The following is a 12,856-nucleotide window of genomic DNA, read 5'->3' as shown; positions in this document are numbered from 1 at the left end:
GGGGGGCTTCTATGCGGATTTTACAGGGTGGCGCCTTTATAGCTTGACGCCCGTGCAGGAGCAAATTACGTTATTCGTAATCTGATTACGATAAAAACAATGCAGACGCGCTGCCGCCCTAGGTGCCGGTTTCAGGATCGGGCTCGCAGCCAGCTGCCCGCAACGGCTCCCAGCAGCCCGGAGGCACCGATGACCCGCGCTACATCCCTTGAACTTCAGTACTTGAGCGGCTTCGGCAACGAATTCGCCAGCGAAGCCTTGCCGGGCGCCTTGCCGGTGGGACAGAACTCGCCGCAGCAGGCGCCCTATGGGCTGTATGCCGAACTGCTGTCGGGCACCGCGTTCACCATGACCCGCAGCGAGCTGCGTCGCACCTGGTTGTACCGCATCCGCCCCTCGGCGCTGCACCCGCGCTTCGAGCGCCTGGCGCGCCAACCGCTGACCGGCGCCCTGGGCCCGGTCAATCCCAACCGCCTGCGCTGGAGTCCCCAGCCGATGCCGGCCGAGCCCACCGATTTCATCGATGGCTGGCTGCCGATGGTGGCCAACTCGGCGTCGGAAAAACCGGCGGGCGTGAGCATCTATATCTACCGCGCCAACCGCTCCATGGAGCGGGTGTTTTTCAACGCCGACGGTGAACTGCTGCTGGTGCCCGAGCACGGGCGCCTGCGCATCGCCACCGAACTGGGTGTGCTCGAGGTCGAGCCGCTGGAAATCGCGGTGATTCCGCGCGGCATGAAATTCCGTGTCGAACTGCTCGACGCCCAGGCCCGCGGCTATATCGCCGAGAACCACGGCGCGCCGCTACGTATCCCAGACCTCGGCCCGATCGGCAGCAACGGCCTGGCCAACCCGCGGGACTTCCTCACCCCGGTGGCGCATTACGAAGAGGCCACAGGCCCCGTCCAGCTGGTGCAGAAGTTCCTCGGCGAGCACTGGGGCTGCGAGCTGCAACATTCGCCGCTGGACGTGGTCGCCTGGCACGGCAGCAACGTGCCGTACAAATACGACCTGCGCCGCTTCAACACCATTGGCACGGTCAGCTTCGACCACCCCGATCCGTCGATCTTCACCGTGCTGACTTCGCCGACCAGCGTGCATGGCATGGCCAACATGGACTTCGTGATCTTTCCGCCGCGCTGGATGGTGGCCGAGAACACCTTCCGTCCACCATGGTTCCACCGCAACCTGATGAACGAGTTCATGGGCCTGATCCAGGGCGCCTACGATGCCAAGGCCGAAGGCTTCCTGCCCGGTGGCGCCTCGCTGCATGGGGTGATGAGCGCCCATGGCCCGGACGCCGAAACCTGCGACAAGGCCATCGCCGCCGACCTGGCACCGCACAAGATCGACAACACCATGGCTTTCATGTTCGAGACCAGCCAAGTGCTGCGCCCGAGCCTTCAGGCCCTCGAAAGCCCGCAACTGCAGGCCGACTACGATAGTTGCTGGGCCACCTTGCCGAGCACCTTCAACCCGAACCGGAGATAACCGATGAACCACACCGCCATTGCCCGTAGCTGGGTCGAGCACGCCAACGGGCACCGCGACTTCCCGCTGCAGAACCTGCCGCTGGGCATCTTCAGCCGGCCAGGCCAGGCACCGCGTTGTGGCGTGGCCATCGGCGACGCCATCCTCGACCTTGAAGCGGTGCTGGCCGCCGGCCTGTTCGACGGCGCGGCCAAGGCCGCCGTCGAGGCCACCGTCGGTGGCGCGCTGAACGCCTTCTTCGCCCTCGGCCGCACGGCCCGCGTGGCCCTGCGCGAGCGCCTGCTGGCGCTGCTGGGCGAAGGTAGCGAGCACCAGGGCGCGCTGAAAGCCGCCCTGCATCCGGCCAGCGAATGCGAGCTGCACCTGCCGGCGAAGATCGGTGACTACACCGACTTCTACGTCGGCATCGAGCACGCCAAGAACGTCGGCAAGCTGTTCCGCCCGGACAACCCGCTGTTGCCCAACTACAAGTACGTGCCGATCGGCTACCACGGCCGCGCCTCGACCATTCGCCCGTCCGGCACCGACGTGCGCCGCCCCAAGGGCCAGACCCTGCCGGCCGGCCAGACCGAGCCGAGCTTCGGTCCCTGCGCGCGCCTGGACTACGAACTGGAGCTGGGTATCTGGATTGGCCAGGGTAACGAGATGGGCCAGGCGATCGCGATCGGCGACGCCGCCGAGCACGTGGCCGGCTATTGCTTGCTCAACGACTGGTCGGCACGCGATATCCAGGCTTGGGAATACCAGCCGCTGGGCCCGTTCCTGTCCAAGAGCTTCATTACCAGCGTCTCGCCTTGGGTGGTCACCGCCGAGGCCCTGGAGCCATTCCGCTGCGCCCAGCCGGCGCGTGCCGAGGGTGACCCGCAGCCGCTGTCGTACCTGCTGGACGCGCGCGACCAGGCTGGCGGTGCTTTCGATATCGAGCTGGAAGTGCTGCTGCTGACCGCGCGCATGCGCGAGCAGAACCTGCCGGCCCAGCGCCTGACCCTGAGCAACACCCGCAGCATGTACTGGACCGTGGCACAGATGGTCGCCCACCACAGCGTCAACGGTTGCCAGTTGCAGCCGGGCGACCTGTTCGGCTCGGGCACCCTGTCGGGCGCGGCGCCGGGCTCGTTCGGCAGCCTGCTGGAGATCACCGAGGGCGGCAAGCACCCGGTGGAACTGGCCAGCGGCGAGGTGCGCAAGTTCCTCGAGGACGGCGACGAGCTAATCCTGCGCGCCCGTTGCGTGCGCGACGGCGTGGCCAGCATCGGCTTCGGCGAGTGCCGTGGCACTGTCGTCGCCGCCAACTGAGGAGGGCAGGGCAATGGAACTGTTCACCTACTACCGTTCCACTTCATCGTATCGAGTACGCATTGCCCTGGCACTCAAGGGCCTGGATTATCAGGCCCTGCCTGTGAACTTGCTCAAGGGCGAGCAGCGCGGCGCGGACTACCTGGCGCTCAACCCGCAAGGGCGGGTGCCGGCCCTGCGTACTGACGCTGGCGAGTTGCTGGTGCAGTCGCCGGCGATCATCGAATACCTGGAGGAAGCCTTCCCGCAAACGCCACTGCTGCCCAGTGCGCCCGAAGCCCGGGCCAGGGTGCGCGGCGTGGCGGCGATCATCGGCTGCGATATCCACCCGTTGCACAACGTCAGCGTGCTCAACCAGCTGCGTCAGTTGGGGCACGACGAGGCCCAGGTCAACCAGTGGATCGGCCACTGGATCAGCCAGGGGCTGGCGGCGGTGGAGCAACTGATCGGCGATGACGGCTTCTGCTTCGGGGCGACGCCCGGCGTGGCCGACGTCTACCTGATCCCGCAGCTGTACGCGGCCGAGCGTTTCAACATCGACCTCGGTGGCTACCCGCGCATTCGCCGGGTGGCCGCCCTGGCCGAGCAACACCCGGCCTTCCAGAAAGCCCACCCGGCGAGGCAGCCCGACACCCCCAACTGACCGCATGCGCGGACTCTGTAGGAGCCGGCTTGCCGGCGAACACCGGCACGGCCGGTGCCATGCACCGTGGTGCCTGGTTCGCCGGCAAGCCGGCTCCTACAACTACCATCGCGACCCAATGACATAAAAATAAAAGACAGGTACCTTGCGATGCACAACCAGATAGCCAGCTTTCGCGCGGCGCTAGACGCGCGCCCGGTGTCACCCTACCAGTGGCGCCTGCTGCTGCTGTTGATCCTGCTGTTGGTCACCGATGGTTATGACGCCCAGGTACTGGGCTACGTGATTCCCGCGCTGGCCCAGGACTGGGGCCTGGAAAAGGCCGCTTTCGGGCCGGTGTTCAGCGCCAACCTGCTGGGGCTGACGGTCGGTTCGCTGGCGGTGACGCCACTGGCCGACCGCTTCGGCGTGCGCCGGGTGCTGCTGTGCTGCGTGCTGCTGTACGCCAGCCTGACGCTGCTGATGGTGTTCGCCACTTCCCTCGACAGCCTGATGCTGGCGCGCTTTCTCTGCGGTATCGGCATGGGCGGCGCGATGCCCAGCGCCATGGCGCTGATGGCCGACTATGCGCCGCCCCGCCTGCGCACCTTGATGGTCACCCTGGCGGCCTGCGGTTTCTCGCTGGGTGGCGCTGCTGGGGGCTTCGTCGCCGCGGGCTTCATCGATCATTACGGCTGGCAGGCAGTGTTCCTCGCCGGCGGCGTGGCGCCCTTGCTGCTATTCCCGTTCCTGGCGCTGTTCCTGCCCGAGTCGCTGCCGCGCCTGCTGCGCGACGCCCCGCCCTATGCGCGGCTGCAGCGGGTCACCGCTCGCCTGCTGCCGGGCTGGCAGGTGCCGGCGGCGCGCATCGCCAGCGACGAGCCGGCTGACAGCAAGCTCACCGTGGTGGCGCTGTTTCGCGAGGGGTTCGCCTGGCCCACGCTGCTGCTGTGGAGCACCTTCTTTGTCAGTTTGATCCTGTTGTACTTCATGATCAGCTGGCTGCCGTCGCTGCTGCAGGAAAGCGGGCTGGCGCTGAACCAGGCCAACCTGGTGACTTCGCTGTTCCTGTTCGCCGGCACCTTCGGCGCGGTGTGCCTGGCCTGGTGCGCCGACCGCATGGCCAACAAGGCCCACCTGCTGGCCGGCGTGCTGCTGGGGGCGGCGCTGTTCAGCGTGCTGGTCGGCGTCAACCATGACGACCCACGCTGGCTGGTGCCCAGTGTGTTCGCCGCCGGCTTCTGCATCATCGGTGGGCAGTTGACGCTCAATGCCTTCGTCAGCAACTTCTATCCGGCCCAGGTGCGCGCCACCGGCACAGGCTGGGCTCTGGGCGTCGGGCGCTTCGGCTCGATCCTCGGACCTTTGCTTGGCAGCCTGCTGCTGACCTTGCACATGCCAGTGGAGCAAATTTTCTTCTTCTGCGCCGTGCCGGCGCTGCTCGGCGCGCTGCTGATCAGCCGGGTACGCGCGCCGCGGCCGCGCGAAGCGACGGTCAAGGGCCAGGCTTTAGTGGATTGAGCGTTTGCCGTTGGGCAACTGGCCGAGGCGTTCGGTGAGTTTCAGGCGCTGCACCGGGTCGTCGGTCAGCAGCAGGGCGTGCTCCAGGTCGAAGCGCTCTGCCTGGGGGCAGTCCAGGTGCTGGTACAGCGTGGCCCGCGCCAGGTAGTCGCCGACCTGCACCGGGCCCAGTTGCATGACCCGCTCGGCATCGATCAGCGCCGCGAGGTCGTTGTCGTTGCTGATATGCAACTGGCGAAGGTTGCGCGACAGGCGCTGGAGCATCTGCATCGGCGAGGCGCTGCGCAGGTGCTCGGCGGTCAGCGGCAGCTGTGGGCCGAACTGGCGAGCGAGCAGTTCGCGGCAGTCGTTGGGGTACAGGCGGCGGCCGCCACAGGGGTCGAGCAGGTGGTCGGCGCCGGGCACCCGCAGCAGGAAGTGGCCGGGAAAGTTCACACCCTCCAGGGGGATCGACAGGCGGCGAGCCAGTTCAAGGGCGAGGATCGCCAGCAGCAGCGGCTGGCCACGGCGGCGCTGCAGTACCTTATCCATCAGGGCCACGTGTGGGCGCAGTGGGTGATATTCATCCTGCTGGTAGCCCAGTGCGTTGAGCTGGCGCAGCAAGGGCTGGGCCAGTTCGTTGACCGGCAGCATCGGCAGGCTGGTGCTGACTTCGCGTTGCAGCTCATGCAGCCGGGCCAGGCTGGCCGCGGGCTCGACAGTGCGATCATGCTCCGCGGCGATCCACAGGGCGGCTTCCAGCAGGGCGACCGGCTCGCGTTCCAGGCAGGCCAGGCAGGCTTGGCGTGGGTTCATGGGGCTTCTCCATCACGCTTAACTTGTAGCCCTGGCGCGGCTTTTCGTCCAGTGGTCCGCCCGCGCGGTGTGCAGCCTTGACCTGTTTATACTGGTAGCAGCACCTCTCGGGGGAGCCCGTCGATGTTCGCGCTCATGCAAAGCACCCGCACTCAGTCACTGCACCTGTTCATCGACCCACCCACGGGCTTGAAGGCCGTGGTGGCGATTCACAGCCAACAACTGGGCCCGGCCATGGGTGGCTGTCGCTACCTGCCCTATGCCGACGACGAGAGTGCCATGACGGATGCCATCCGCCTGGCCCAGGGGATGAGCTACAAGGCGGCCTTGGCTGGCCTGCCGATGGGCGGCGGCAAGGCGGTGATCGTGCGCAATCCGCATGTGGAAAACCGTGCAGCGCTGTTCGAGGCGTTCGGGCGTTTCGTCGACACGCTTCAGGGGCGTTTCATCACGGCAGTGGATAGTGGCACCTCGACCCTCGACATGGACTGCATCGCCCAGGCCACCCCCTACGTCACCAGTACCACCGCCTCGGGCGATCCATCGCCCCATGCGGCGCTGGGCGTGTTCGCCGGCATCCGCGCCACCTCCATGGCAAGGCTTGGCAGTGACAACCTGGAGGGGCTACGAGTGGCGGTGCAAGGGTTGGGCAACGTCGGCTATGCGCTGGCCGAGCAACTGCATGCGGCGGGCGCCGAGCTGTTGGTGAGCGACTTGGATGCCGGCAAGGTGCGCCTGGCGGTGGAGCAGCTAAATGCCCACCCAGTGGCCCATGAAGCCTTGCTCAGCACGCCGTGCGACATCTTTGCGCCGTGTGGCGTTGGACCGGTGTTGAACGGGCAGAGTGTGATGCAACTGCGTTGCGCGGCAGTGGCGGGGTCGGCGAACAACCAGTTGACCACGCTGCAAGTGGCCGACCAGTTGGAGAACCGGGGCATCCTGTATGCGCCGGACTATGTGATCAATGCTGGTGGGTTGATCTATGTGGCGCTCACCCATCGGGGCGAGGGGCTGGGAACCATTACCGCGCATCTGGCGCGGATACCTTCGCGGCTGACCGAAGTGTTTGCCCATGCCCAGGCGGAGAAGCGTTCGCCAGCGCGGGTGGCGCAGATGCTGGCGGAAAGACTGCTGTACGGCTGAAAGCCATTTCGCGGGGCAAGCCCGCTCCCACGAGATTTTCCATGGATGCGGGCCTTGCTGGCTTGCCCCGCGATGGCGTCATTCCACCGCGCCGCCTTCGAGCAGCTCCGACAGTGCATCGGGCTGGCTCTTGAACGCACGGGCGAAGACATCGCGGTTCTTGGCCATGTAGATACCGGCCTCCTCGACCTGCTGTTCGCTCAGCGACGGCACCGCCTTGTGCAGCACCTCGGCCAGGCGCTCGGCCAGCTCGAGCATCTTGTCGTGACGGTCTGCTTCGGCCTTATCCATGAACAAGCGCTCCGGGTCGCGGCTGCTGCGGTACACCACTTCGACGGCCATTCATCACCTCTGTGCCTTTTTGGTTGGGTTGGCTAACAACTGTATTTTTATACAGTACAGGCTCAAGCCATCGTCCTGCAACCTCAATGATGGCCTTTTATGCTGAAAACAGCGTAGCCCACAGGTGCCCTGCGGCAATCGGCCGCCTTCCAAGGCAAGGGCCTGGCCCTTTAACTGCATGCCACAAGACCTTCAGCCGTATCGGGGATATCGAACATCGTGAACATCAAATGGGCAGAAAAACTGCGCAAGGGCCTGCATGGCTCGGCCGACTCGCTGGGCAACCTGTGCGTGGAGGCCTTCCACTACCTGGCGCTGTTCGGCATTGGCGCGATCACCGCCTATGCGGCGGTGGTGACTTTCCTGGACATGCTGGGCAAGGGCGGGGTCAGCGTCGACGACATCCTGCTGCTGTTCATCTACCTGGAGCTGGGGGCGATGGTGGGGATCTACTTCAAGACCAACCACATGCCGATTCGCTTCCTGCTGTATGTGGCGATCACCGCGTTGACCCGCCTGCTGATCGGCGATGTTTCGCACCACAAGGCGCCGGATGTCGGCTTGTTGTACGTGTGCGGTGGCATCCTGTTGCTGGCCTTCGCCATCCTGGTGGTGCGCTATGCCTCGTACCGCTACCCGTCGACCAAGGCGCTGGATGCCAGTGGCAAGGACGTGGACGAGGGCAAGTGACCCTCAGTTGGCCACGCCTGCGTTGGGCAAGCGGCGTTCGCCGTGCTGGCTGCGGGCCAGTGCGGCCAGCACTTCCACGGGGTTCTGGCCAAGCTCGATGGCCAGCCCCAGGCGGATGCTGTCGATGACCCGGCGCAGGCGCGTCGGGTCGTTGCGCTGGGCTTGGCTGATCAGACGCTTGGCGACCACGCCGCTGTCGTCCGACAGGGTCAGCATGATGCTGCCGTCCAGGCGCTCGATGCTGAGGTTGACGCGATACTCAGGCGCGAAGGCGGCGCTGATCTGGTCGAAAGGATTGTTCATGGTCGGGTTCTGCCTTGAATGACTGCACAGATTGACCGGGCGCGCTCGAGGTTGGTTCAGGGCCGTTGATCGGCGACCTGCGAAAACGCCCGGCGCAAGGCCGGGCGTTTGTGTGTGACAGCCGTTTGGATCAGGCGTCCGGATCACTCAGTTCCAGGGCACCGCGCTTGCTGCGCAGCTTGCCGTAGAAGTGTTCCAGGGCGTGGTTCAACTTGCTGGCGGCGCCGTCGACCGCCTGGTCGAGCGAGGCGGCGGTATGGGTCACGGAAATCGGTTGGTGGCCTTTGGGGCGAGCCTCCATCTGGCAGCGCTTGTCATGCGGGCCGGGCTTGGCGCCGTTCTCGTCGCGCAGGTGGACCTCGATGCGGGTGAGGTCGTCCTCGTAGCGTTCGAGGCTGCTTTGCAGGGTGCTGCGCACCCATTGGTCGAGACGGATGTTGCCTTCGATGTGGTTGCTGCTGTTGACCTGGATTTGCATGATTCAATCCTTATTCAGCTTGCTCGCGAGAGGCGTGCCTAGGCCACTGAGGGCGTTGGGTTTTCTGCGCCTCTTGACTCTAAGGTCAGGCATCGGCGCGGCGAATTCAAGCCCCTGTCGAAGAAAAATTTCCTGTTGCAAAAAGCCCGGCGATCGCCGGGCTTTTCTTGTCGTCGATCAGAACTCGACCGAGGTTTGCAGGTATAAAGTGCGAGGTTCCCCCACGTACTTGCCCTTGTTGTTGTCGTCGAACGAGCGGGTGTAGTACTCGCGGTTGAACAGGTTCTTCACCCCCACCGCCACCTTCAAGTTCGAAAGCGTAGGGCCGAAGTCGTAGCCGGCGCGGCTGCTGACCAGCATGTAGCCGGGAATGCGCCCGGTGCTGCCGTCGGCGCTCTCGCTGCCGGTGTTGGCGTTGTCGGCGTACTGGCTGCTCTGGAAGCTGCTGTCCAGGTTCAACTGCCAGGGCCCCTGGGTGTAGCCGAGCCCCAGGGTGCCCTTGTGGCGTGACGAGAACGGCACCTGGTTGCCCTTGTTCGGGCCGTCTTCGCGGATGCTGGCGTCGACGAAGGCATAGCCGGCATGTACGTCGAAGCCCGCCAGTGCCGGGCTCAGGCCATCGAGGGCGTAGCGCACGCTGGTCTCGATCCCTTGATGGCGGGTCTCGCCGCGGGCGATTACCGAATCGTTGGTTTGGTTGCTTTCGTACTGGTTGTCGAAATTGATCAGAAACGCGCCGATCTCCGCTTGCAGGTCGCCATTGTCATAGCGGGTGCCGACTTCCCAGGTGCGCGCCTTTTCCGGTTTTACCTCGCCACTGCTGACCCGGTTGGGCATCTGGCTGTACTGCACGCTGCCGAACGAGCCTTCGGTGTTGGCGTAGAGGTTCCAGTTGTCGGTCAGGTGGTACATCACGTTCAGTGCCGGCAAGGCGGTGTTGTAGCTGCCCTGGTAGCGTTGGCCGCTGAGCTTGTTGCTCTGTTCGGAGTCGATCATCTCGTAGCGGATGCCTGGGGTGATGGTCCAGCGGCCGATATCTATGCGGTCGTCCAGGTAGATCGCGTGGGCCTCGGTACTGCCGCGGGTGTCGCGGTCGTTGCGGCTGTTGGTGGTCGGCAGCAGGTTGGCGCGGGTCGGCTCGCGGTAGCGCAATTCGTGGCCGGCTTCGTTGATATAGCGGTAGCCGACGCCCAGTTCGTGCCAGCTATCACCCAGCGCCACGCCCTGCGAGAAGCGCGTCTCGATACCGCGCACCCAGTATTCGCGCGGCGACAGCGAGACAAAGCTGCCCTGGTCGAGGTAACCACTGCGCAGGGTCTTGGTGAAGAAGCTGTTGACGCTGAACTGGCGGTCGTCCTGCTTGTAGTCGTAGCCGAAGTTGAACAGCGTGCGGCGGCCCCAGAATTTGTCTTTGAGGCGGGTCGACTGGTAGGGGTCATCGTCGAACGCCGCCGCACTCAGCCCGCCCGGCATCTCGGCCTCGCCCTCGTAGTACTGGGCCATGGCGTGCAGGCTGTTGGCCTCGTCCAGTTGCAGCTTGCCCTTGAGCATCAGGTCGTCGATCTGCGTGTCGCTGTGTTCGCGCCAGTCGCTGCCCCGGCTGCCGGAATACAGCAGGGCGCCACCCAGGCCGTTGGCGTTGGTGCCGCCGATCAGCAGGTTGGCGCTGTTCTTCAGGCCATCCTGGCTCGACGACGGGCTGACCTGGTTCTGCATCGCCGCCTTGAAAGTGGCCTCTTCGGGGATGGCGCGGGTGACGAAGTTGACGATGCCGCCGACGTTCTGCGGGCCATAGCGTACCGCGCCGCCGCCGCGCACCACATCCACCGCGTCCATGTTGCCCAGGCTGATCGGCGCCAACGACAGCTGCGGTTGGCCGTAGGGGGCGAAGGGCACCGGGATGCCGTCCATCAGCACGGTGGAGCGCGAGGCCAGGCGCGGGTTGAGGCCACGGATGCCGAAGTTCAGCGCCAGGTCGTGGCTGCCGGTGCCGTTGTTTTCCGGGGCATTGACCCCAGGAATGCGGTTGAGCACTTCGCGGGCGCTGGCGGCGCCGCTGCGCTCGAACTGTTCGCGGCGTACCACGTCGCGGGCGCCGGGGTGCTCGAAGACGTTGTCCTGGCGCGCCTCGCCCAGCCAGTCGCCGACCACGGTCGAGGCGCCCAGCTCGACGGCGGTGCCACCAGCGGCGGCCTGCACCGGTTGCAGGCTGAAGGCGTTGGCGGTCTCCTGGCGGGCTTGCAGGCCACTGCCGCGCAGCAGGGCGTCGAGGCCCTCGCCGGTGTCGTACTGACCTTCAAGGCCTGGGCTGTTCAAGCCCTGGGTCAGCGCCGGGCTGAACGAGATCAGCGCGCCGCTGTCGCGGCCGAACTGGTTCAGGGCCTGTTCCAGGGTGCCGGCGGCGATGTGGTAGTCGCGGGTTTCGCCAGCCAGGGCGAATGGCGCGGCGAGCAGTAGGGCATAGGCGAGGGAGCTGGGGTGCATGTGGCGCAAGTCCTGTGACAAGGGGTTCTGCCTTCTCTGTCACGCGAGGCGCGGGAAATGGCTCAGGTGAATGAAAAAAATGTCGCGTCACGCGCTCGGTAGGAGCCAGCTTGTTGGCGAACCGGCCCAACGCAGGTCTTGGATCTGTGTATGGGGCTGTTCGCCAGCAAGCTGGCTCCTACAGGGGAAGGTGGCGCGGTTGTTCAACTAGTGGCGGCTTCCACGTTGACCCAGTAGCGGGTGAAGCGCCGCACCCGCACCGGTAACGCTACCTCGAGCATGTCGAGGATCCGCTCGCTGTCCTCCAGCGGATAGGAGCCTGAGATCCGCAAGGCGGCCACTCGCTCGCTGCAAGCGAGCCGCCCGAGCCGGTAGCGCGACAACTCGGCGAGAAAGTCCGTCAGGCGCATCTGCGACACCACCAGCATGCCGTCCGTCCAGGCCGCGCGGTTGGGGTCCAGGGGCGCGATGGCCTGCCAGCCACCCTGGGCGAAACGGGCCTGGTGCCCGGCCAGCAGGGGCTGGCCGGCGACGCTGGCCTGGCCGCTGAACACCGAGACCAGGCTGAAACCGTCGAACTGGCGCACATCGAAGCGACCACGAGCCAGGTGCAGTTCACCTTCGGCGGTGCGCACGCGCAGCGGGCGGGGTTCCTCGACCACGTCGAGCAGTAATTCGCCTTCGCGCAGACGCACCAGCCGCTGCTGGCCGTCGAAACGCACGTCGGCGGCGCTGCGGGTGTTCAGGTGCAGTTGGCTGCCATCGTCGAGGCTCAGGCGGCGGCGCTGGCCCACTGGGCTGCGGTAGTCGGCCATCAGCCCAGGCAGCGGATTGTGTTGTTGCAGGCCCAGCCCGGTGGCACTGGCCACGCCCGCCAGCAGCAGGGCCTTGAGTGCCCGGCGCCGGGCTGGGGAGGGCGGTGCCTGCAAGGTAGCATGAACCACCGGCGAGGCGACGCCGCGCAGGCGCTGGTTGACCTGCTGGATATGCGCCCAGGCGCGCTGGTGCTCGTTGTCGGCCTGCAACCAGCGCTCCAGGGCCTGGCGCTGCTGCTGGTCGAAGCTGTCGCCTTGGGACTCGATCAGCCAGTGCACCGCCTGCTCGGCGATTTGTGGCGAGAAACGGGTGTTCACAGGGCGAAGTAGCAGCGCAGGGCTGCCTTGTTCAGGTAGCGCTTGACGGTGGCCAGCGAGATACCCAGCTCGCGGGCGATCTCGCCCTGGCCCAGGCCATCGACCTGGGCCAGCAGGAAGGCGCGCTTGACCAACGGCGCCAGGCCATCGAGCAGGCGGTCGAGTTCGAGCAGGGTGGCGAAAATGATCGCCTTGTCCTCTTCGCTCGGCGCCACTTGCTCGGGCACCTGGGCCAGCGCCTCGAGATAGGCGCGCTCCAGTTCCTGGCGGCGGAAGTGGTTGCACAGCACGCGCTTGGCCACGGTGGCGAGGAACGCGCGGGGTTCGACCAGTTGTGGCGCCTCGCGGGCCTGGAGCAGGCGCACGTAGGTGTCCTGGGCCAGGTCGGCGGCACTCTGCGGGCAGCCCAGGCGCCGCCGCAACCAGCCGGTGAGCCAGGTGTGATGGGCGAGGTAGAGGCCTTCGACGGTGGAGGAAAGCGCGCTGGGCACCAATGCGACTCCGGCGCCTGCTGGCGCAACTGGAAGTAAGAATTGTTCGCATTGTATTCAGGCGGCC

The 12,856-nt window shown here is 65.9% G+C and carries 13 protein-coding genes; 6 read left to right on the top strand and 7 right to left on the bottom strand.

Annotated elements, in window-relative coordinates:
• Positions 1-189: 189 nt before the first annotated feature.
• The 4 genes from hmgA (at position 190) to ACODS5_RS08640 (ending at position 4,930) form a co-directional block, all read left to right on the top strand.
• Complete coding sequence (hmgA, locus tag ACODS5_RS08655) at positions 190-1,491, top strand: homogentisate 1,2-dioxygenase (RefSeq protein ID WP_134691213.1); 1,302 nt, start codon at positions 190-192, stop codon at positions 1,489-1,491.
• 3 nt (positions 1,492-1,494) lie between these two features.
• Entirely contained in the window at positions 1,495-2,787 is a 1,293-nt protein-coding gene (fahA, locus tag ACODS5_RS08650) for a fumarylacetoacetase (protein WP_134691211.1), read from the top strand.
• A gap of 13 nt (positions 2,788-2,800) precedes the next feature.
• Positions 2,801-3,430, top strand: a complete 630-nt coding sequence (maiA, locus tag ACODS5_RS08645) for a maleylacetoacetate isomerase (RefSeq protein WP_134691209.1) — start codon at positions 2,801-2,803, stop codon at positions 3,428-3,430.
• Between the two features lie 150 nt (positions 3,431-3,580).
• Positions 3,581-4,930, top strand: a complete 1,350-nt coding sequence (locus tag ACODS5_RS08640; RefSeq protein WP_489108406.1) for an MFS transporter — start codon at positions 3,581-3,583, stop codon at positions 4,928-4,930.
• Here the strand turns inward: ACODS5_RS08640 and ACODS5_RS08635 are convergent.
• Positions 4,919-5,725: a SirB1 family protein gene (locus ACODS5_RS08635; protein ID WP_110700615.1), complete on the bottom strand. Its 807-nt coding sequence runs from the start codon at positions 5,723-5,725 to the stop codon at positions 4,919-4,921. The genes ACODS5_RS08640 and ACODS5_RS08635 overlap by 12 nt on opposite strands.
• Before the next feature lie 123 nt (positions 5,726-5,848).
• Here ACODS5_RS08635 and ACODS5_RS08630 point away from each other — a divergent pair, with 123 nt between their 5' ends.
• A complete protein-coding gene (locus ACODS5_RS08630; protein WP_134691206.1) occupies positions 5,849-6,868 on the top strand; it encodes a Leu/Phe/Val dehydrogenase in 1,020 nt (339 codons plus the stop codon).
• 78 nt (positions 6,869-6,946) lie between these two features.
• Here the strand turns inward: ACODS5_RS08630 and ACODS5_RS08625 are convergent, their stop codons facing one another.
• On the bottom strand, positions 6,947-7,210 hold the full coding sequence (locus tag ACODS5_RS08625) for a YebG family protein (RefSeq protein WP_134691204.1): 264 nt from the start codon (positions 7,208-7,210) through the stop codon (positions 6,947-6,949).
• A 219-nt stretch (positions 7,211-7,429) separates the two neighbouring features.
• Here ACODS5_RS08625 and ACODS5_RS08620 point away from each other — a divergent pair, with 219 nt between their 5' ends.
• Positions 7,430-7,900, top strand: coding sequence for a phosphate-starvation-inducible protein PsiE (locus tag ACODS5_RS08620; RefSeq protein ID WP_489108405.1), 471 nt, complete (start codon positions 7,430-7,432; stop codon positions 7,898-7,900).
• 3 nt (positions 7,901-7,903) lie between these two features.
• On the opposite strand, the gene ACODS5_RS08615 is transcribed toward ACODS5_RS08620, so the two are convergent.
• From ACODS5_RS08615 to ACODS5_RS08595, 5 genes are all read right to left on the bottom strand, one after another.
• Positions 7,904-8,203 carry a DUF3509 domain-containing protein gene (locus tag ACODS5_RS08615; RefSeq protein ID WP_489108404.1) on the bottom strand — a complete coding sequence of 100 codons (300 nt, stop codon included), beginning with the start codon at positions 8,201-8,203 and terminating at the stop codon, positions 7,904-7,906.
• A gap of 130 nt (positions 8,204-8,333) precedes the next feature.
• Complete coding sequence (locus ACODS5_RS08610) at positions 8,334-8,681, bottom strand: HPF/RaiA family ribosome-associated protein (RefSeq protein ID WP_134691200.1); 348 nt, start codon at positions 8,679-8,681, stop codon at positions 8,334-8,336.
• Between the two features lie 177 nt (positions 8,682-8,858).
• A complete protein-coding gene (gene fecA / locus ACODS5_RS08605) occupies positions 8,859-11,165 on the bottom strand; it encodes a TonB-dependent Fe(3+) dicitrate receptor FecA (protein ID WP_489108403.1) in 2,307 nt (768 codons plus the stop codon).
• A gap of 203 nt (positions 11,166-11,368) precedes the next feature.
• Positions 11,369-12,298, bottom strand: coding sequence for a FecR domain-containing protein (locus ACODS5_RS08600; protein ID WP_489108402.1), 930 nt, complete (start codon positions 12,296-12,298; stop codon positions 11,369-11,371).
• Positions 12,295-12,789 carry a sigma-70 family RNA polymerase sigma factor gene (locus tag ACODS5_RS08595; RefSeq protein ID WP_134691194.1) on the bottom strand — a complete coding sequence of 165 codons (495 nt, stop codon included), beginning with the start codon at positions 12,787-12,789 and terminating at the stop codon, positions 12,295-12,297. The genes ACODS5_RS08600 and ACODS5_RS08595 overlap by 4 nt, the downstream gene beginning before the upstream one ends.
• Between the last annotated feature and the right edge of the window lie 67 nt (positions 12,790-12,856).

It is taken from the genome of Pseudomonas sp. FG47 (assembly GCF_057809115.1).
Note: the sequence above shows the minus strand (reverse complement) of the source record. Positions and strands in the feature narration are given on the sequence as shown.